Origin of the sequence: Paraburkholderia sp. SIMBA_027 (assembly GCF_046535315.1) — a bacterium.
GTDB classification, from domain to species: domain Bacteria; phylum Pseudomonadota; class Gammaproteobacteria; order Burkholderiales; family Burkholderiaceae; genus Paraburkholderia; species Paraburkholderia tropica.
This window is the reverse complement of record NZ_JAWRWY010000001.1, coordinates 175429-195907: the sequence shown is the minus strand read 5'-3', so window position 1 is coordinate 195907 and position 20479 is coordinate 175429. Positions and strand designations below refer to the sequence as shown.

At 64.7% G+C, this 20479-nt stretch carries 11 protein-coding genes; 8 read left to right on the top strand and 3 right to left on the bottom strand.

From position 1 onward, the window contains the following. The 5 genes from SB764_RS00890 (at position 1) to SB764_RS00870 (ending at position 6507) form a co-directional block, all read left to right on the top strand. Positions 1–1002, top strand: a complete 1002-nt coding sequence (locus SB764_RS00890) for an iron-siderophore ABC transporter substrate-binding protein (RefSeq protein ID WP_410862342.1) — start codon at positions 1–3, stop codon at positions 1000–1002. Next, on the top strand, positions 999–3017 hold the full coding sequence (gene fhuB, locus SB764_RS00885; RefSeq protein WP_410862340.1) for a Fe(3+)-hydroxamate ABC transporter permease FhuB: 2019 nt from the start codon (positions 999–1001) through the stop codon (positions 3015–3017). The genes SB764_RS00890 and fhuB overlap by 4 nt, the downstream gene beginning before the upstream one ends. A gap of 131 nt (positions 3018–3148) precedes the next feature. Then, a complete protein-coding gene (locus SB764_RS00880) occupies positions 3149–4831 on the top strand; it encodes a cyclic peptide export ABC transporter (protein ID WP_410862338.1) in 1683 nt (560 codons plus the stop codon). Between the two features lie 28 nt (positions 4832–4859). Beyond that, the gene (locus tag SB764_RS00875; RefSeq protein ID WP_110328986.1) at positions 4860–5690 is read left to right on the top strand and encodes an ATP-binding cassette domain-containing protein; all 831 of its coding nucleotides are present in this window, start codon (positions 4860–4862) and stop codon (positions 5688–5690) included. A gap of 292 nt (positions 5691–5982) precedes the next feature. Beyond that, entirely contained in the window at positions 5983–6507 is a 525-nt protein-coding gene (locus SB764_RS00870; RefSeq protein ID WP_410862336.1) for a VapA/VapB family virulence-associated protein, read from the top strand. Positions 6508–6547: 40 nt separating this feature from the next. Here the strand turns inward: SB764_RS00870 and SB764_RS00865 are convergent, their stop codons facing one another. Next, positions 6548–8407, bottom strand: a complete 1860-nt coding sequence (locus SB764_RS00865; protein WP_410862334.1) for a 7TM diverse intracellular signaling domain-containing protein — start codon at positions 8405–8407, stop codon at positions 6548–6550. Between the two features lie 20 nt (positions 8408–8427). Continuing rightward, a complete protein-coding gene (locus tag SB764_RS00860; protein ID WP_065063053.1) occupies positions 8428–9111 on the bottom strand; it encodes a response regulator transcription factor in 684 nt (227 codons plus the stop codon). Between the two features lie 421 nt (positions 9112–9532). Here SB764_RS00860 and SB764_RS00855 point away from each other — a divergent pair, with 421 nt between their 5' ends. Both SB764_RS00855 and SB764_RS00850 read left to right on the top strand, forming a co-directional pair. Then, on the top strand, positions 9533–13162 hold the full coding sequence (locus SB764_RS00855) for an autotransporter domain-containing protein (RefSeq protein ID WP_410862332.1): 3630 nt from the start codon (positions 9533–9535) through the stop codon (positions 13160–13162). Between the two features lie 918 nt (positions 13163–14080). Continuing rightward, positions 14081–14902: an alpha/beta fold hydrolase gene (locus SB764_RS00850; protein WP_065062953.1), complete on the top strand. Its 822-nt coding sequence runs from the start codon at positions 14081–14083 to the stop codon at positions 14900–14902. A 120-nt stretch (positions 14903–15022) separates the two neighbouring features. Here the strand turns inward: SB764_RS00850 and SB764_RS00845 are convergent, their stop codons facing one another. Continuing rightward, on the bottom strand, positions 15023–20059 hold the full coding sequence (locus tag SB764_RS00845) for an AAA family ATPase (RefSeq protein ID WP_410862590.1): 5037 nt from the start codon (positions 20057–20059) through the stop codon (positions 15023–15025). Between SB764_RS00845 and SB764_RS00840 the strand changes: the two genes are divergently transcribed. Further along, complete coding sequence (locus SB764_RS00840; RefSeq protein WP_410862607.1) at positions 20021–20269, top strand: hypothetical protein; 249 nt, start codon at positions 20021–20023, stop codon at positions 20267–20269. The two genes, SB764_RS00845 and SB764_RS00840, sit on opposite strands and share 39 nt — an antisense overlap. Positions 20270–20479 lie beyond the last annotated feature (210 nt).

The window sequence follows — 20479 nt, the reverse complement described above, 5'->3', positions numbered from 1 at the left end:
GTGGTAAACATCGCCGACCTGTTCGATGAAGCCATCGTGGCGCGGCGGCGCCCGGCTCGGGAACCCGACGCCGGGCGCCGCCGCGTGCTCGGCAGGCTGGCCGCGTGGCTGGTGGCGCCTGCTTGCCTGATGCCGCCTTCGCCCGCTGCATTCGCCAATGAAGTTGCGCGCGCAGCCGTCGGAGCGCCGCGCCGTATCGTCGTGCTCGACTGGGACCTCACCGAGATCGTGCTGTCGCTCGGCGTCGTCCCGGTGGGCGTGGCGCGGCCCATCTGGTACACGCAACTCGACGGCGATCCGCCGCTGCCCGACGAGGTCGTCGATACGGGGTTGCTGTATCAGCCGAATTTCGAAGTCTTGCAGCGCCTCGCGCCCGATCTGATCGTCATCACCGCATGGCACGCCATGCTGCGTCCGTTGCTCGAACGGATTGCGCCGACGTTGACCGTGACCTTGTATGCGCCGGGCGTTGCTGCGTCGCGGGGCGACGCCTATCTGAACATGCGCACGCAGACGCGCTACCTCGCACACGCGCTGGGCCGCGAGCCGCAGGCCGACGCGCTGCTGGCGCGTCTCGACGCAACCATCGTGCGGAGCGCCACGCAGGTGCGCGAATCCGGCGCAGCGCGCTGGTCGCTGTACGCGCTGCGGCCCATCGATGGGCGCCATGTGACGGTCTACGGGCCGCAAGGGCTGTTCGACGGCGTGATGCGCGAACTCGGTCTCACCAACGCATGGCAGGGCGGTACCGACGCACAGGGCGCCGCCGAAACGGATCTCGCCGCCCTGGCGCAGCGGCCCGAGGCGGGCGCGGTGCTGGTCGGCATGGCGTCGTCCGGCGTGCCGCCAGAACTCGCACAGAGTCCGCTGTGGCGCGCGCTGCCGTTCGTCAAGGACGGGCGGCTGCATTCGATCGGCAAGGCGTCGCCGACCGGCGGCCCCGTCTCGGCCATGCGCTTCGCCACGCAACTGGCCGGTGCATTGAGCGGAGCGAGATCATGAAGCGTATCGCCGACGAAGCGGCCATCGCGCCACTGCTTGCTCGTTTTCCCATTCGAGGACCCTGGCGTCTGCCCGCGTGGCTCGCGCTGTGCGCCGCGCTGATCGCGCTGCATACGCTGAGCGGCCATCTCGCGCCCGCGCACTGGTTCGATGCGAACCCGGACTCGCCCGTGGTCGCGCTCCAGCGCATGGTCGTGCATTACGCGTGGTGGCCGCGTCTGGCCGTCTCGCTGCTCGTGGGGGGCGCGCTGGCGCTGGCGGGCACGCTGTTCCAGCAGGTATTGCGCAACCCGCTTGCCGAGCCAATGACGCTGGGCGTCTCGGCGGGCGCGAGCCTCGCCATGACCGTGGCCGCGATCTGGGCGCCCGCGCTGCTCGCCAGCCAGCGCCTCGGCGTGGCGCTCGTGGGCGCCGCCCTGGCGATGCTCGTCACGCTGTGCCTCACCTGGCGCAAGGGCTTCGCGCCCGTTCCGGTCGTCCTGGCGGGGATGATCGTCAATCTGTACTGCGGCGCAGTCGCCGTGATCTTGACGATCGCGCACGAACGCACGCTCATCGCCGTATTCATCTGGGGCGGCGGATCGCTGAGCCAGAACGGCTGGGACAGCGTGCTGTGGCTGCTGCCGCGCGTGACGGCGGGACTCGTGTGCGCCGTGTTGCTCGTGAGGCCGCTGACACTGTTCGCGCTGCCCGATGCGGGCGCGCGTCAACTCGGTCTCTCGCTCGCCTGCGTAAGGCCGTTGGCACTGGGCGTGGCGGTGGCCCTGGCGGCGTTCGCCACGAGCGCGGTGGGCGTGATCGGTTTCGTGGGGCTGGCGGGTCCGGTGCTGGCGCGCCTCGCGGGCGCACGGCGTCTGCGCGATCAGTTGCTCTGGGCGCCACTGACCGGCGCGGCGCTGCTCGCGCTGACCGATCAGCTCGTCCAGTGCCTGCCCGGTCTGGGCGGCGAGTTGCTGCCCACTGGCGCGGCCACCGCATTGCTGGGCGGTCCGCTTCTGCTCTGGCTCCTGCGCCGCCTGCCGCTCGACGGCGGCGGGGCGGGCTTGCTGCACGCCGAACCGGCCATCGCGCGACGCCGCCTCGCGACCGCCGTCATGATCCTGCTGGGTGCGCTCGCGCTCGCCGTGCTCGTCTCGCTGTGCTACGCGAACACGGAGACTGGCTGGTACTGGAGTGGCGCGCGCGAACTGGGCGCGGTGTCGCTCTGGCGCGTGCCGCGGCTGGTCGCATCGGCGGCGGCGGGCGTCATGCTGGCGATCGCGGGTACTGTGCTGCAGCGGACGAGCGGCAATCCGATGGCCAGTCCGGAACTGCTCGGCGTGAGCGGCGGCGCAATGCTCGGGCTGTTCGGCGCAACGCTGACGTCTGCCGCACCGACCGCGCCCGCGTTGCTCGGCGCCTCGTTTGCCGGTTCGCTGATCGGCCTCGCGGCGATGATGCTGTTTGCGCGCCGCAGCCGGTTCGCGCCCGCGTCGATGTTGCTCGCGGGCGTGGCGCTGACCGGGCTCTCGCAATCGGTGATCGCGCTCGCGACGGCCAGCGGCGGCGCGTTCGCCTTCCTGTTACGCAGCCTGACGCTGGGCTCGACCTATCTGATCGGGCCGGGCGTGGCCTCGGCGGCCGTGGTCTGGGCCGTGGCCTCGGCGCTCGCGGCGCTCGTCTGCGGACGCTGGCTCACGATGTTGCCGCTGGGCGCGGGCATGGCGGGCGCATTGGGCGTCGAACCGGGGCGCGCGCGCTTCCTGCTGATGCTGGTGGCCGCCATGGCGACGGCGGGCGCAACGATCGTGGTCGGCCCGTTGTCGTTCATTGGGCTGCTCGCGCCGCATCTCGCGCGGCTGCTCGGCTTTCCGCGCGCACGTGGCCAGTTGACAGTGGCGGCGCTGACTGGCGCGCTGGTGATGGTGCTCGCCGACTGGGCGGGCCGCAACCTGATCTTCCCGCAGCAGATGCCGGCCGGATTGCTTGCCGCCATGATTGGAGGTCCTTATTTGTTGTGGCTGTTGAGACGTTAGCCAGCGGCGAAGTCGTCTCGCGGACTTCGTCGCTTGCCATCGCGTGCAACCTGATTCGCAGAACAATGAATGGCCATCCGCCCGCGCCGTGCCACACTGCGCGGACGGCGAGACGGCCTCAGGAAATCCCCATGTCCATCTTTCTCTATCTCGTTCGCCAGTCGCGCTGGATGCTGATCACGGCGCTGGCCACCAGCATCGTGAGCGGCCTCGGCAACGCCGCGCTGATCGCGCTCATCAATGAAGCGCTTGGCGCGTCGAGCGACCGCCTGATCGAACTCGGCTGGCGCTTCCTGCTGGTGGGCGCGCTGGTGCTCGTCACCCGTACGCTCTCGCAGACGCAGTTCATGTATCTCGGACAGCGCGCCAAGGCCACGCTGCGGATGTACGCCGTGCGGCGCATCGGCGAAGCGTCGTTTCGCGAACTCGAACTGCAGGGCGGAGCGAAAGCGCTCGCCGTGCTGACCCAGGATCTCGATACGATCGTCGTGCTGTTCATCAGCCTGCCGACGCTCGCGATGCAGGGCGCGGTGATCGCCGGCTGTCTCGGCTATCTCGGGTTTCTGTCGTGGCGCATCCTGATGTTCGCCATTCCGATGATCGGCGTGGGCGCGGCCGGCTTCTGGTTTGCGAACAGCCGCGCGGTGTTCCATCTGCGTGCGTCGCGACGCCGCGAAGACGATCTGATCAAGCAGTTCCGCGCGCTGTTCGACGGAGCGAAGGAACTCAAGCTCCATCGCCTGCGCCGCGCCGCCTTCGTCGAAGAGACGCTGGCCGGCAACGTCGAAGCTGTGCGCGTGCAGCGCACGCGCGGCTATGTGCTGTACGCCGCCGCCGCTAGCTGGGGCAGCTTCATGCTGTTCGCGTTTATCGGCTGCACGCTGTTCGTCCTCAACCGGCTGTATCCGGTCGGCCCGCACGTCATGGCCGGTTACGCGATGGTGTTTCTGTACATGATCATGCCGATCGAAGCGTTGCTTGCCGCGATTCCGAATGTGAGTTCGGCGCGCGTAGCGCTGGAGCGCATACAGCAATTCAGCCTCGATCTGCCCGTCGAAATGGCGCGCGCCACGACGCCGTTGCACGCGTTCGATTCGATCGTGCTCGACGGCGTCACGCATCAGTACTTCCGCGAAAAAGAAAATGAAGTCTTCACGCTCGGTCCCGTCGATCTCACCTTCAAATCCGGCGAGCTGGTCTATCTGATTGGCGGAAACGGCAGCGGCAAGACCACGCTCGCGAAGATGATCGTGGGTCTCTATCCGCCCGAGCAGGGACGCGTGCTGGTGAACGGCGAGCCCGTGGGCGAAGCGCAGCGCGACGACTATCGGCAGCTGTTTTCCGTGGTGTTCAGCGACTTCTTCCTGTTCGACAGTTTGCTAGGTATGCGGCTCGACGGACTTGATCAATCGGCGCAACGCCTGCTCGAACTGCTACATCTCGATCACAAGGTGCGGATTGCGGACGGCGCGTTCTCGACACTCGAATTGTCGCAAGGCCAGCGCAAACGCCTCGCGCTGCTGGTCGCGTATCTCGAGGACCGGCCGTTCTATCTGTTCGACGAATGGGCCGCCGATCAAGACCCGCTTTTCAAGGACGTTTTCTATCGCGAGCTGCTGCCTGCGTTGAAAGCGAAGGGCAAGACGGTGGTCGTCATCACGCACGACGACCGCTATTTCCATCTCGCCGACCGCTATATCAAGCTCGATTACGGGCAGATCGTCGAAGCCGGTACCGGAGAAGAACTGCTCGCAAAAGACAGCGCAGCCACACGCGCTTCGTCCGTCGTCAAGATGTTTCGTACCAGCCAATGAGTCTTCCATGAACATGCACGCGCCTGACATGACCGATACCCACACGGCGGCGACCGCCGCTCGCCCCAACGAAGCCGACGCTAGCCCCTTGTTCTCGCTCGATCAGGTGACGTTCGAGGTCGGTGGGCGCGCGCTGCTCAAGCCGCTGACCTTGTCGCTGTCGAAGGGGCGCATGTATGGGCTGATCGGCCATAACGGCTCGGGCAAATCGACGCTCGTCAAACTGCTCGCGCGCCAGCAGCATTCTGGCGGGGGCGTGTTGCGTTTCGCGGGGCGGCCGATTGCCGATTGGGACAATCGTGCGTTCGCCCGGAAGGTGGCCTATCTGCCGCAAAATCTGCCGACCGCCGACGGCATGACGGTGCGCGAGCTGGTCGCGCTCGGGCGCTATCCGTGGCACGGCGCATTGGGCCGCTTTTCGCGCACGGACGAGAGCAAGGTGACGGAGGCGATGGAGCAGACCGATGTCGCGCGCTACGCGGACCGCGCCGTGGACAGCCTGTCCGGCGGTGAGCGTCAGCGCGTCTGGATCGCGATGCTGCTCGCGCAGGATAGCGACTGCCTGTTGCTCGACGAGCCGATTTCGGCGCTCGATATCGCGCATCAGATCGACGTGCTGGCGTTGGTGAGGCGCTTGAGCGAGGAGCGGGGACTCGGCGTGGTCGTGGTGCTGCACGACATCAATATGGCCGCGCGATTCTGCGACGAGCTCATCGCGCTGAAAGACGGCCGGTTGCTCGCGAACGGGGCGACCGCGCAGATGATGGACGCGCAAACGCTGAGCGCGATTTACGGTATTCCGATGATGACCTTGCCGCATCCGCATGGCGGCGCTGCATCGATCAGTTTTGCCTTGTAATGTGCAAGGCTGCGTTGGCAGAGGCAGGGAGTGTTGTGCGCAGGCGATTTATGTTCGCTGGCATTGACGAGACTGCGCGAGATTCGAGTGCCTTGGCGCTTTGAACTTGAGCCCGGGGTGGCCGTGATCGTCGGGGGGGAAGGTTGAGAAACGGTCGGCGATCCTGAGCATTTCATGCTGCTTTTGTCTAATAAATACCTGGTTTGAGGTATGGCTCGCCGTCGCTCGAAGCCATACCGTATCCATCACGACGCTGCGACCGGCCGTGGAAAAACGAACACGTTCCACGAAGGTGAGTAACGACCTTCAGCAAATTGGTCACGCGTTGCCCAACCAGGAGATCGTGAAAATGGAAAACGAATTGGTCAAGGCGGACCCCGCGGAACTCATCAAACTTTTTACCGAGTCCATGCGATCGGCATTGCCTGCCGAAGACATCGCGCTGGTGTCGTCCGGATTGCGCGCGGCACAAGAAGGTAAGCAATATCCGGCAAAGGCTAATGTCATCAGCGCCATCTTTTATCTGCGCTTTCATATTGAAACGACGGCGGACCGGAAATACGGCAATCCGATCAAAACGTTCACCGGAAATGCCGGCGGCATTTCCAGCCCGGGCGGCGGCGCATTGTTCGGTACCGTATTTACGAAAGACATCGAACTGCTTTATGCCGACACCCGCAGCTTTCAGTTCAATGCCAGTCCGGTCATGTTGAACGTGAACTTCTTTGGCAAGGGCAGCAAATTCCTTGGCAATTTCATGTCAGGTGGCGTCAGCACCGTAGGCGGAACGGGGGGCGGAAGCGGTCACTGGAAGTAAGCGCATCAGCGCGTCCAATGCGCGCGTCCAATGCGCGCGGTTAAGGCGGAGGCGGCGGATTCGCCGCCTCCACGTCGGGTTTGACCACGACGACGTGAGTCGATCCTGATGCGCTGGATACTTCGAATGTCGCGCCCAAGCGTGTGGCACGATGTGCCATGCTGCGCAGACCGGTCGAATAGTGCGATCCGCTTTGCCCATGCGTTTCGAATCCCACGCCGTCATCGGTGACGCGTAGCTCGAACGCGTTCTTTGTCGTACGCAGTACGATCTGCACGCGGCGCGCGCGACTGTGCTTGAGCACATTCGTCAACGCTTCCTGCAGTATGCGGGTGATATCGAGCACCTGCGCTGCCGAAAGATTGCACGGATCCGCGCCGTCGATTAACCAGCTGCATTCGATTTGCCGGTTTTCGAAAATGCGCGTCATCCGATGACGCAGCGGCCCGATCTGTTCCGCAAGCGAAGCGCTGTCTTCGGTTGAGTGAGCGGCCGCGTCAATCACGATTCTCAGATCGTCGCGAAGCTCTTTGAGGATGGAGAGAAAGCGATCCGACGAAATGTCGGCGGGCGAGTGTTCGAGCGCCGCGATACTCGACACCAGCGTGCCGCCCAGACCGTCGTGCAGATCGTGGGCGAGATTGAGGCGTTCTCCGAGCCGCGCATTCGCGACCTCGAGCGTATGCTGGCGCGTCAGCGTGTGCGCGAGTTCCTGCGTCGCGAGATCGACCCTGGAGCGCAGTTCGTCGTTGAACTGCTCGATCTTCCGGACGTTCTGGGCGAATCGCCAGGCAAGGGCAAGCGCCATGCTCAACATGAGCGCTTGCGACGTGAACACGGCGTAGTAGATGTTGGTATTCAGGATGCCGACAAAAACCAGCAGGTCGTGAACGCCGACGGCAATGAAAATCACCATGCAAACCGTCAGGATCTGCTGCTCGATTTCGCGGCTGCGCCACGAAAACCACAGCAGCAGACCGCAGCTTCCGATGAAACCCGCCATCGGTATGAGCGCCCAGAGTGCTCGCGCATCGGCAATTGCCGAGCCGGGCGTCACGATCAGCCAGCCGCTGCCGATCAGCACGATCGCCCAGAGCGCTCGCTCGGCGCGTGGGGCGCGGCGTCGGCAAAAACGCAGTACGAAGACCATGAAGCTCGCGCAATAAAGCAGAAACGCGATGGAGCTGAACTTCTCCCACGCATGCGTCGTTGCGAATGGCCACGGCGAGATCGCAATCTGGTTATAGGCATAGCACCACCAGGCGATAGACATCGCCGCGAACCATCCGTAAGCGGACTCTTGCCGACGCATGATCCACAGCGCGAGGAAGACGCCGCCCAGCGTGACCGTGATGGCGAGACCGAAGAACTGCAGGTCCTGGCGAAGCAGCAAGGCGTGCCGGTATTGCGCCATGACGGGCGCGGGGTCGCCGCGAACCACGTTGCCGAGTCCGGGACTATAGGCGGCCAGTCCCGACACGCGGATGAGCAGGGTATTGTCGCCGTCGCGCAGAACCGGGCTATCGACGATCCAGATGCGCGGCGTGTTCCATGCTCGCGATAGCGGTTCGGTCAGGTTCGTGTCGCGGCTGAGCAGACTGCCGTTGAGATACACCGCGCCCGCCATATTCAGGTAGTCGAGCAGGATGGCGCAGGGCCGGGCGGCGCCCGACCGACGCCAACTCAACCGGTACCAGACCACGCCGTCGAAACCGGGCCAGCGGCCGGCCCAGACGTCCGGCAAGGTGACGGGCGTCCATCCGGTTAGCGGCGGCGCGGGCGCATCCCAGCCGGAGCGGGCGGCTTCGATGCGATCGAAGCCCGATGTCGATGCGCCATTGTCGGGTTGGCAAGTTGCCGCCGAGTGCGCCGCGCCGGCATGTGTCGCGATGGCCAACACCGAAAGAATCAGGATGCGCCTCAGGGCAGCAAACCATGCGTGCGGGCTTCGAAGACCGCCTGTGTCCGCGAACTGACGGCCAGTTTTTTGTAGATATTGCGGATATGGCATGCGACGGTCAGGGTCGATAGAAAGAGCAGCGCGGCGATCTCGCGATTGGTGAGCCCTTTCGCCACGAGGCCGAGAATTTCGGTCTCGCGCGGGCTCAGCGGCGGCGCGGGAGGCGCGTTCGCACGAACTTCCGCGGCGCGCACGAGGCCCAGAATATGCCGCGCGACGAACGGATCGATCGGCGCGCCGCCGCGCAGTGCACTGCGAATGGAGGCCGCGATTTCGACATCGTCGCGTTCCTTGAGCACATACCCCGAGGCGCCCGCCTGGAGCGCCTGAACGATCGTCTGTTCCGTGCTCCACGCGGAGATTACCAGCATCGGCAATGCCGGGTCGCGAGCATGAAGCTCGTGTATGAGATCGACACCGCTGCCGTCGGGCAGGCCGATGTCGATCAGCGTCAGGGCGAACGGTTGCTCGGCGAGGATCGTGCGGGCCTCGGCAAGACTCCCGGCGATCGAGATTTCCTGCTCGCCATATCCCAGTCCTAAAAGAATCGACCGCAGACGCAACTGCATCAGGTGTTCGTCTTCGACGAGTAAAAGCGGGCTGGGCAGGAAGGATTCGGGGCGGTCGTCTGAAGCTGAGGTCATGGGGAACAGGTTGCCGACGAGACGCAACAGTTGGAGATCCCGTTGCTGGCGCGCAAGCCGGTGATGCCCGAAGGCGCGCGGAATCCAGCAGGGAGCCGGTGTTGCCGATGATACCCGGGCGGATGGACTTGCCGTCGCCTTTTCCGGTCCTGCGAGAGCAGCATGCGCGCGAAATACCTGGTTTAGACGATGGGACGATCGGGGCGGAGCTACTACCCTGCGCTCGACGGTTTTGCATTGAAAGTTTGCGCTTTTTCGCGCCGGTCCGCAGGTTGGCGGCGCGTTCATGACGCGCGTACGTGACGGCATAGGGCGTCACCGCAAGCCCAGACAACGGCTGACACCGGCCGACGACGAAAACAAACACGGTGGGACGCGCGCGCAGACACCACGCGAGGCCACCGCCTACGGGGAACAAACCATGAACCACATCTACCGGATTGTCTGGTGCGCCGCCGCGAATGCGTGGCGGGTCGCATCGGAACTGGCGGGGAATCGTCGCGGGAACGGTCTGAACAGCCGGACGGGCGTGAGCGCGCGGCCGGCGATGCGTGGCGAAGTCCGCGGCGTCCGCGGCGCGTGTGTGCCGTCGCCTTTGAGAGGCGTGTGTGCGGTGCTCATGGCCGCGAGTTGCATCGCCGTGACGCCGATCGCGCGTGCGGACAGCACGGGAGGCCAGGGGAGCAGTGATGGGGGCGTTGGCGGGAGTGGCAACGGTGGCGGCGGTGGCGGCGGCCTGACTGGCGCGACTGGCAGCGCAAGCGCCAACGGCAGCGGTGGCGACGGCAGCATCTTTGCTTATGCGTCGCCCGGTATGACCGGTACCGTCGGTGTGGGCGGCGCTGCGGGCGCCTCGACTACGGGCAGTACGGCGATCACCGGACAGGCCGGCGGCGCAGGCGGCGGAGTGGGGAGCCAGGGGGCATTCGACGGCGGCGGCGGCGGCGGCGGCGCGGGCGTCGACTCGACCACCGCGTCCGCGAGCCTGATCAACGCAACCACCGTGACGGGCGGCGCGGGCGGCGCCGGCGGCAGCGGTACCTACGAGTACAACGGCGGCGGGGGCGGAGGCGGCGTCGGCCTGTCGATGGTCGATGGCAGCCTCACGAACAGCGGGACCATCGCGGGCGGCGCGGGCGGCAACGGGGGCGTGGGCGGCAGCGTGGGCGGCGGGGGCGGAGGCGGCGATGGTGTCGACGTGACGGGCACGGCCGGCACGGTCATCGTCAATACTGGCACGATCGCTGGCGGTACGGGCGGCAGTAGTGACGGAGGGCAGCAAGGCGGCGGGGGCGAGGGGATCGTCGGGGCGTCGCTGAGCATCACGAACAGCGGCACGATTTCCGGCGGCAGCGGCCTCGGCGGAACCGCCAACGCGATCGAATTCACCGGCGGCACGAACGCCCTGACGCTCGAAACGGGCTCGACGTTGACCGGCAACATCGCGATCGATGCGGGCAGCGTCCTGTTCAACCAGACGAGCGCGCAGACGTTGAGCAACGCGATCACGGGCGCGGGCAGTGTGATCGTGGGCGGCACCGGCACGCTCACGCTGACCGGCGTCAGCACGTATACCGGCGGCACGACGATCGACGCCGGCACGCTGCGGCTGGGCGACGGCGCGACGGACGGCCAGATCGCCGGCGCGGTGGTCGACAACGGCACGCTCGTATTCGACGAGGCGAGCGCCGCCACCACGTTTTCGAGCGCGATTTCCGGATCGGGCAGCGTGATCCAGGCGGGCGCGCAAACGCTGACGCTGTCCGGCAACAACAGCTACAGCGGCGGCACGCAGATTCAGTCCGGCACACTCGTCATCGGCAGCAGCACGGCATTGGGCACGGGCCGCGTGGCCCTGTCCGACGGCGCGGGGCTGATGTTCGGCGCGACGGGATTGAGTCTCGCCAACGACTTCACGTTGAGCGGCGTGTCGACCTGGACCGTCGCCTCCGGCGACACGGCGAGCGTGGCGGGAACGCTCGCGTCCACGGGCGGTCTTGCATTGGCGGGCGGCGGCACGCTCACCCTCACGGGCGCGAACACCTACACGGGCACGACGACGATCGGCGCCGGCACGCTCGCGTTGAGCGGCGCGGGCAGCATCGCGCAGTCCGCCGGCGTGATCGACAATGGCACGTTCGACATTTCGGCCACCACAGGCGGTGCGTCCATCACGGCGCTCACCGGATCGGGGGCGGTGGTGCTCGGCGCCCGCGCGCTCTCGGTGACGCAGGCGAGCGGCACATTCGACGGCACGATCTCCGGTACCGGCGGTTTGAGCGTGACGGGCGGCACACAAACGCTTGGCAACGCCAACAGCTACAGCGGCGCCACGACTATCGCGAGCGGCGCGACGCTGGCGCTCTCGGGACAGGGCAGCATCGCGCAGACGAGCGGCGTGGCGGACAACGGCGTGCTCGATATTTCGGCGACCACTGTGGGCGCGGTTCTGAGCAACCTGTCGGGTACGGGCAGCGTGAGCATCGGAACGCGCACGCTCACGCTGTCCGGCGCGGACGGCGTGTTCTCGGGTAGTTTCACCGGATCGGGCAAGCTCATCAAACAGGGCGCGGGCGCGTTCATACTCGATGGCGACAGTTCGGCGTACACCGGCACGACCGAAGTGTCCGCAGGACTGCTGGAGGTGGGCGATGCCGACAACGCGCAGGCGGTGCTCGGCGGCGACGTCGACGTTGACAGCGACGCGACCTTGCGCGGTCACGGCACGATCCTCGGCGACGTCAGCAACGACGGCACCGTTGCGCCCGGCGGATCGATCGGCACGTTGACCATCGGCGGCAATTACACGCAGACGGCAACGGCCACGCTTGCGATCGAAGTCAGTCCGGGCGCCGCGTCGCAATTGCGCGTCAACGGCAGTGCGACGCTCAACGGTGTACTCGCGATCACCTACGATCCGGGCACGTACACGTCGACGCAATACACGCTGCTCACCGCCAGCAAGGGCGTGAGCGGCCAGTTTTCGTCGACGACATCGACGCTCGCGAGCGGCGCAACGCTCGGCACGCTTGAATCGTCGCTGACCTATGGCGCGAACGACGTCGTGCTCACCCTCGCGAGCGCCGCGCCGACGAGCGTGAACGTCACCGTGGTCGCGCCCACCGACACAAGTATCTACACGGCAGTCGGGACCGCGACCGTCATGAACGCACAGGGCGTGACGTCCGCCTTGATGGATCGTCTCGACGACCGGCCTGCCGGCGCGAGTGGGCGCAATGCGAGCGGCTGGGCGGTGGCAACCGGTGCGCAGACCGACGTGGATGGCACGGACGGCCGACCCGGATTTCAGGCGAATCAATATGGCTTTCTGGCCGGATTCGACCGCTCGGTCGATGACGATCTGATCGGCGTGGCGGGCGGTTATCAGCATATCGACCTGAGCGAACAGGCGACGGGCGATTCCGGTACCGTGGACGCGTTGCGCGGGCTGATCTATGCGCGGCGCTGGCTCGGGCCGGTCAGCCTCGCGGGGACATTGGGCTATGGGCTGGATTTCATGTCGCAAAAGCGTCCGTTCGCTGGCATCGGCACGGCGAGTGGCGACCACATCGGCCAGGAATTCACGGGCGCGGCACAGGCGGGCATGCCGATGGGTCTCGCAGGCTTCGTGCTGACGCCGCGAATCGGCGTACGGTATGCGTGGCTGCACGCCAATGGCTTCGATGAGAGCGGCGCGGGCGGTCAGGATCTCACGGTCGGCACCGACAATGTCCGCAGTCTCCAACCGTATGCGGAGGTCGCGCTGAAGCGGGCGTTCGGCGATGCGTTCAGACCGGTCGATGTGCAAGTCCGCGTTGGCTACGCGCGGGAGGTGCTGGACGCGGGCCGTGCGATCAGTGTGTCGTCGCAGGACGGCACGCTGTTTACCGCAGCGGGAACGAGCTTGCCGAGAGGTTATCTGACCGCGGGTATCGGCATTGGCATGAAGCCGACAAAGAACTGCACCGTGTCACTCGACTACAACGCACTGATCAACACGGATCATGCATCGGCTCAAGGCGGATCGGTGAAGGTGGACTGGCTGTTTTGACGGGTTGGAAGCGGGTTGTTCGATCGTGCCATCTGTCCGGCGGGCAACCCGGGTGCGGTTTCGATTCGCGCAGCAGGTTGTGGTCACGCGCCGTCAGCAAGGCCGCTTCGTCGCTTGCGTCGGCGAGCGCACGATATGCGTGGATTGATTACTGATCGAGTCAGAACGGTATGGTTCGCTGGCGGTCCCAACAGAAGCAGCCCTGAAGGATGTGTTTGCTATCGGTGGCGATTTCTTATTTCTCCGAGATTTTCTGATTAGTCCACGTTAGGTCTGTAGAGTACTTTATTCGGATTACTCTATAGATTTGCTTTCTGGTCAGTGATCTGGTGATTCCCCATCCCGGACAGCGATGAAGCCGTGGAGCGCGCTGCACCGGCTTCTATAGCCTTTGATTTGGGATGGTGCAGGCGGAGTTCGCGTCAACAACTTCGCAATTTCGGCGTTCACAGCCCAAGCGCATTTCATGAGAGCTCGCAGACAAGCCGGAAAGCGCATAGCGACCCGCAAGGGCCCTTCAGAATTCTAAAGAGTGGTCGTTGAAGCAATATAGATTCGAGGAACCGACCTTTTTAAATAGGTTGCTACTTTCGCCAGCGCTTCGCGCGAAGCTCGTTGAGCTTCGACTCCTTCGCGATCTTATCTAAAGCAGCGGTCACTGTGGCCGCAATCGGCGATGTTTCTTGCCCCCGAAAACTCGCTGAGCGATAAAACATGTCGATCAGCGGTTGCATGAGCGTGCAAATTCGCAAAGAAGCGGTGGCCCGCGCAACAGGCGTTCCGTCGACTGATCAATACTGCGTCGCAACGCCGGACGATCCGGCGGACCGTGCAACACAGCGCTTCATTCGTGGACACGAAACGCACACCGCAATGCGGCGCTGATGTCGCTCAATCCAGGGAAATAGGAGTTACATCATGACGACGCTCACACTCAAGGACGGCACGGAACTGTTTTACAAGGACTGGGGCAACGGGACGCCGATTGTCTTTTCGCATGGCTGGCCGCTGAACGCCGACGCCTGGGACGCGCAGATGCTGTTTCTGGCAGAGCGTGGTTTCCGTGTTATCGCGCATGACCGTCGAGGCCATGGCCGGTCGAGCCAGCCATGGGCGGGCAACGACATGGATCATTACGCCGACGATCTCGCTCAGCTGATCGAGCATCTTGATCTGCGTGACGCCGTGCTGGCCGGTCATTCGACCGGCGGCGGCGAAGTGGCGCGCTACATCGGCCGGCATGGCACGCAGCGTGTGAGGAAGGCCGTGCTGATTTCGGCGGTGCCGCCCATCATGCTCAAGTCCGATGCGAATCCGGGCGGCTTGCCGCTGTCCGTTTTCGACGAGATCCGCGCGGGCGTGCGCACGAATCGCTCGCAGTTCTTCAAGGACCTCGCGCTGCCGTTCTACGGTTTCAACCGGCCGGGCGCGAAGGCGTCGCAAGGCACCATCGACGCGTTTTGGCTGGCGGGCATGCAGTGCTCGATCAAGAGCGCTTACGACTGCATCAAGGCCTTCTCGGAGACCGACTTCAACGACGACCTCAAGAAGATGACGATTCCGACGCTCGTGATTCAGGGTGACGCCGACCAGATCGTGCCCCTTGACGACTCGGGCCGGCTTTCGGCGCAACGCGTGCCGACGGGCAAGCTCGAAGTCATCGCAGGCGCGCCGCATGGTCTGTGCACGACCCACGCCGATCAGGTCAACGCTGCGCTGCTCGACTTCATCGCGAGCTGATGGCGGCGTGCGCCTGTCGGCCCATGTGGTGCGGCAGGCGCAGCGTGTTGCAGCACCGTCGCTTGCATCGACACAGCAGGTTGCCTGATATGCCGTTGGCAGCGAGATCGGCGAGCTCGCTCAGGCGATGGGCAAGGTCATTCGAAACTCGGCGCCATCGTCAAGACCGAAGGCATCGAGCGTGCCATGATGCGCTTCGACGATGGAGCGGCAAATGGCGAGCCCCATCCCCATGCCAGTGGACTTCGTCGTGTAAAGCGGCTCGAAGATTCTCTCCATCACGTGGTCCGGAATGCCGGCGCCGTGGTCGCGCACGGACATGACGACCTGCGCGCCCTCGACGAGCGTGGATATCGTGAGCGTGCGCCTGTCCACGGCGGTCTCGCTCATCGCTTCGACGGCATTCGTGAACAGATTCAGCACGACTTGCTGGAGCTGTATGCGATCGGCCTCGACCGTCGCGTCGGCAGCGTCGAGAAGGCTCACGACGCTGACCTGCCTCGCCTCCGCTTCGGGTTGAAGCAAGTCCAGGACATCGCGCACGACGTCGTTGACGCGCATGGGTGCGAGCACCGCAGGCGCCTGCTTGGCGAGCGCCCGCAACGCGCGGATGATTTCGAGCGCGCGCAGACTGGTGCGCTTGATCTGCATGAGCCCCGACGTCACTTCCTCCAGATCCGCGGGGTCACGCTGCAGCCAGCGCAGGCTCGCATCGACCGTGGTGGTGATGGCCGCGAGCGGTTGATTGACTTCGTGCGCAATCGAGGCCGCCACGTTGCCCATCACGGTCAGGTGAGCCGTGCGCGCGAGTTCATCGCGCGCGGCCCGCAGGCTGATTTCCGCATTCAGACGGTGATCGCTTTCGTCGACGAGCCGTTCATACAGCCGCGCCGTTTCGAGAGACACGGCCACCTGAGGCGCGAGCACTTCGAGATCCGTCACGCGCGTCGGGTCGAATACGCCGGGCGCGAGATTGTTCTCGAGGTAGACGACGCCGACGAGCGAGCCTCCCCGTAGCAGCGGCGTGCACAGCACCGAGCGCTGCACGCGCCCGGCGCCCACGCGGGATCGCAATGATGGGGACTCGAATCCGGCATCCGCGAATACGAGCGTGTTGCGGGTGCGAACGACGCTGTTGAGAACGGCCAATGGCAACGCATCGTCGTCCGGTGCGGCGTTGCCGTGCGTGATGACCACCTTGGTCGACTCCACGCGCGCCATCGCGACGACCTTGAGCCCGTCATCGTGCGAAAGCAACAAGAGTCCGTATTGCGCGCCCGCGTAGACCACGATGCCGTTCAGCAGCTTTTCGACCAGCCGTTCCGTGACGGCCTCGCCAGAAATGGTCTTCGCCGTTTCGATGCCCAGATCGACGAACGGTTGCTGGCGCGAGGGCGCCTCGACCTCGGTCTGTTCGGCCGCGTTGCCGAGCAGCGATGCATGCCGCTCGTGGAGCCGTTGTTCCGCGTTCACCGCGCCCCAACGGCGGTAGCAGGCGGCCGCCTGACGCAAGTGATACATCGCGGACGATTCCAGCGTCTGCGACAGGTAAAGCTCGCCGGCCAGTTCATGAGCGAGACCTTGCTCGTGAACGAAGCCCACCGTTTCCGCCGCCCGCGCGGAATGCTCGTAGGCGATCAGCGCAGCCATCACGTCGCCGCGAAGGCGCGCGATTTCCGCTTCGATCAAAAGAAGCTTGTTGCGAAACGTGGCACCGTTTCGATTGGCCCATTTCACGAACTGGCTTCGATGCCCGGAGAGTTCAACGAGAGCGTTTGTCGGGGACACGTTTTCTGCATGCGCGAAAGCGATCGCGCGATACAGCCTGGAATCGGCAACGTTGATGTGTGCGGGGACGGTCCAGGCGAGATCGGCGGCCTTATCCAGCAGGGAAAATGCCGCAGCATAATCCCTGGCGAAAATCTTCGTCAGGCCGCCGTAGAAGAAGATAAAGAATCGGGCGATCTGGGAGACCGAGGCCAGGTTATCGACTTCGCGTTTTTCCAACCGTTGCGTGGACGCATTGTCGGTATCGATCTCGCTCGCTGGCGCTGCGCTCATCAAGGCCCGCGCAAAGTCGCGCTGCGCCTGGAGCACGGCTTCGATATCCCGATAGCGAATGATGGCCGTGAGTTCCAGGCCGCGTTCGACTTCGTCATCGACGATGGACAGATGCTCGCCCATGGCGATCAGGTCGGAAACGATGTGATTGCACGCATAGCACGCCATTCCGATGTCCCCCGAGGCGCGTCCGAGCGCTCTCGCCTGGCGCGCATAGCCGAGGGCAAACGAAAGGGGACGTGTCCAGACACTGACCTGGTCGATTGCGACGAGCGTCGCCACGCGCTGCGCTTCGAAACCGTGCTGGTCGATCAGCGCCAGCGCGGCCTGGCCGTATTCATAGCCTGCGTCGGGGGCGTCGTACATGCCCGCAAAAAGGACGCCAAACCACGCCAGGCCGCTGGGAGACTCGGGCGTCACGCCATGTTCGATCGTGAGTTCGACCATCTTGGCGAGATGCAGAATGCCAACGCCGTCGGTGGCGAAAAACGACGAAGTCATGGTGGCGAGCAGCCCCATGATGACCTGGATCCGCGGGTCATCGCAGCGCGGCAGGTGCCGCATGGGGTGGATCGTTTTGTTCTTGAGCGCGCGTTGGGCGGACTCGCAGGCGCGCCGCATCTGTTCTGCGGTTGGCGCGCGATGTAGATGGACATCGAGAAGCGCCAGCCCGGCCAGCGCGGCCGACAACGCGCCCTCGTAGTCGGACTGGACGGTCTTCAGGACGGCCTTTATCCGATGCACGTCGGCCCGATGAAGCGGCGTGAGCGGGTGCGCAAGCAAATCGTCCACGCCGTGTTGAGCGTCGACGAGGGCCGCTTGCGCCAGCGAGCACTCGCAATACTGTAGTTTCGCCCCATAGGCGAGATCGTAATGGCTCGACCACCAGGGTTCGTCCACCATCGCGAGCGCGATATTCGCATATACCGTTGCCTGGTCGAGCGCGGCCGCATTGCGCGCGCGTTTGCCCGCGAGGATGAGAATACCCACGTACGCGACGCGTGTGTCTGGCGACAGGGCGTCCATGGCGGCGCGCTCGATCTGGCTCGCGATCTCGAACGCGTACTCGGCGAGTCTGGACTGCCAATAGCCGATCATGGCCGAGGCGATGTGCGCGTGATGCAGCGGCTTCGACGCGGAGTCGATGCGCGAGTAAGCCGACTCCAATACGCGATCGTGCTGGAACGCGTAGGAGTCGGAATCCTGCACGAGCAGATTGGCGTCGACAAAAGGACGAAGCGTGTGATGCACCTCGTCATTCGACAGGCCGCTGATTTCAGCGAGCAATCCCGTTTCACAGCGAATCCCCACGCAGGCCAGACTTTCCAGCAGCTTCGTGCCTTCGGGCGGGAAACGTTCAATGCGGCGTACCAGCAGGTCGATGACGTTATCCGAGTAGAGCCGTTGCGCAATGCTCGTCTCATCCCACGTCCACGCGCCGCTCTTGACGCTGAATCTCAGTACCTCATCGTCGATGAGCATGCGCAGAAGCTGGCGGGAAAAGAACGGATTGCCGCCCGTCTTCGCATGCACGGCGCGCGCGAGCGCTTCGACGCGATCGGCCGATTCACCGAGCGTGAAGCCAATCAGCGCGGTCAGGTTCGCCACGGAGAGCGAGTGCAGCGGCACGTGTGTCAGATGCATCGTCGTGCTATCGCGCAACGCGTGTTGCCATTGCAGTTGACCGACCTGTTCGGCGGAAAACTCGCGGCACGCGCAAAGCAATAACACGTTTGGCGGCGGTTCTGCGGAGAAGGCTTTGAGGAAGCTGAGCGAGGCCGGATCGGCCCACTGGAGGTCGTCGACGAACAGCACGACAGGTGCGCCCGGCGAGGCGAATGCCGCGATCGTATTCAGCAGTGCGCGAATCAGGCGCGTCTGCGCGAGCGGACCCGCGACCTCGGCAAGCGGCGTGCACCGTCCGATGATGTGCTCGACTTCGGGCACGAGTTCGGCGACTGCCCGTCCCTGGCCTTCGAGGAGCGCGATCCAGCGCTCGCGAACGGCGGCCAGCAGGTCGTCATCCGCGCCAAGCAATTCGAGCGTCAGCGTGCGGACGATCTGCACGACAGGCGCATACGGAATGCCGGAGCGTTGCTTGTCGGCTTTACCGGAGGCATAGCGAAAGGCGCGGCGTCGTACGTCGTTGAACAGCGACTCGACGAGCGCCGATTTTCCGGATCCCGCGCTGCCGGAGATGAATACCAGCTCGGTTTTTCCGGTCTCGACCACGCGCGCGAGCGCCCGGTCGAGGTGGGCTTTCTCCGCGGCGCGGCCAAAGAGCATGCTCGACATGCTGAGCAAGCGCGATGAGACGGCGGCATCGGCGGCAAGAGGCGTTTCATGGCCATGAAAACGGATCGCGTCGCGAATGAGTTGCAGGTCCGCTAGCGCTTGCGTGGCGCTCGTGTAGCGTTCGAGCGGATCTTTCGCCATCAGCCGGAGCAACACGACGGACAGAATATCGGGCACATCGGGCCGATGCCGCGAAGGGTGCAGCGGCTCGACCGCAAGGCGCGCGTGATACCAGCCGGCCGCGCTTTCGGCCGTGAATGGCAGCGCCCCGGCCAGCAGCGCATAGAGCGTGACGCCGAGAGCGTAGAGGTCGGCGCTCTTTTCGCGCTTATGATCAGGCTCCGCATCGATGATGCCACGCTCGGGCGCGAGGAATGGCTGGGCGTTCAGCCGCTCGCGATACGCTTTGGGGGCTTCGGGATCGAAGCCGATCAGACTGACCGTGCCGTCGTCACCGAGAACGATGCTCGCGGGCCGCAGGTCGCCGTGGCAGATTCCCGCGGCATGCGCGTCGCTCAGCGCGCGCGTTGCACCGATGGCGATCCGCAAGAACGCGTCGATCGTCAACTGCCGGGGATCGACATTCGATGCTAGCGTTGCCGTGGACGACAGCGGGTAGATGACGATGACGCGCTCGTCCTGCCAGAGCGTGGCGATTTGTGGCAATCCCCACGGCAAGCGGATTCGCGCACTCCATTCCAGTTCGCGCTTCAGGCGCTCGGATGCGGAAGCGGACGAATGCGTTTCATAGCGTGCGAGCCAATGGCGATCGCCGGCGCGCTCGGTGAGCAGGCCGGTCACGACGCCGTCCGAGTGATCGAGTTCGTGCTTGTGGCACCCGTCGAACCAGGCGATGTCAAAGGGCTTTCTTGTGGTTCCCGCGCCGTCTGCATCGCGATCTTCGATCGACGTATCGGACGAGCGGGAAGGCGTGCCTTGCGTGGTCATTTTGCGGCCATGCGTATGTCGAGTTTCTGGACAATCGATAAAAAGCCGGCAGCCAGGGCGTGACAGTGTCTGACGCGCATCCGGCCGCGCTGCTGGTGTATCGATACTTCGCTACGTCTTCTTCATGAAGTCCTGCCGCCGCAGACAAGTCGTTACATGACCGTCGCGCGCTTCGCCTTGGATTGCATCGAAAATGTGGCGGCAAAGACTTCGTCGAGAAGAGCGCCAAAAGTAGCACGGGAAAATATTCGATGCGCGTAAGAGCCGACCGGT

Bases quoted from the DNA above. Each gene is read 5' to 3' on its own strand.
- fhuB (WP_410862340.1), top strand. From the start codon at position 999: ATGAAGCGTATCGCCGACGAAGCGGCCATCGCGCCACTGCTTGCTCGT.
- SB764_RS00880 (WP_410862338.1), top strand. From the start codon at position 3,149: ATGTCCATCTTTCTCTATCTCGTTCGCCAGTCGCGCTGGATGCTGATC.
- SB764_RS00875 (WP_110328986.1), top strand. From the start codon at position 4,860: ATGACCGATACCCACACGGCGGCGACCGCCGCTCGCCCCAACGAAGCC.
- SB764_RS00860 (WP_065063053.1), bottom strand. From the start codon at position 9,111: ATGACCTCAGCTTCAGACGACCGCCCCGAATCCTTCCTGCCCAGCCCG.
- SB764_RS00855 (WP_410862332.1), top strand. From the start codon at position 9,533: ATGAACCACATCTACCGGATTGTCTGGTGCGCCGCCGCGAATGCGTGG.
- SB764_RS00850 (WP_065062953.1), top strand. From the start codon at position 14,081: ATGACGACGCTCACACTCAAGGACGGCACGGAACTGTTTTACAAGGAC.
- SB764_RS00840 (WP_410862607.1), top strand. From the start codon at position 20,021: ATGGCGATCGCCGGCGCGCTCGGTGAGCAGGCCGGTCACGACGCCGTC.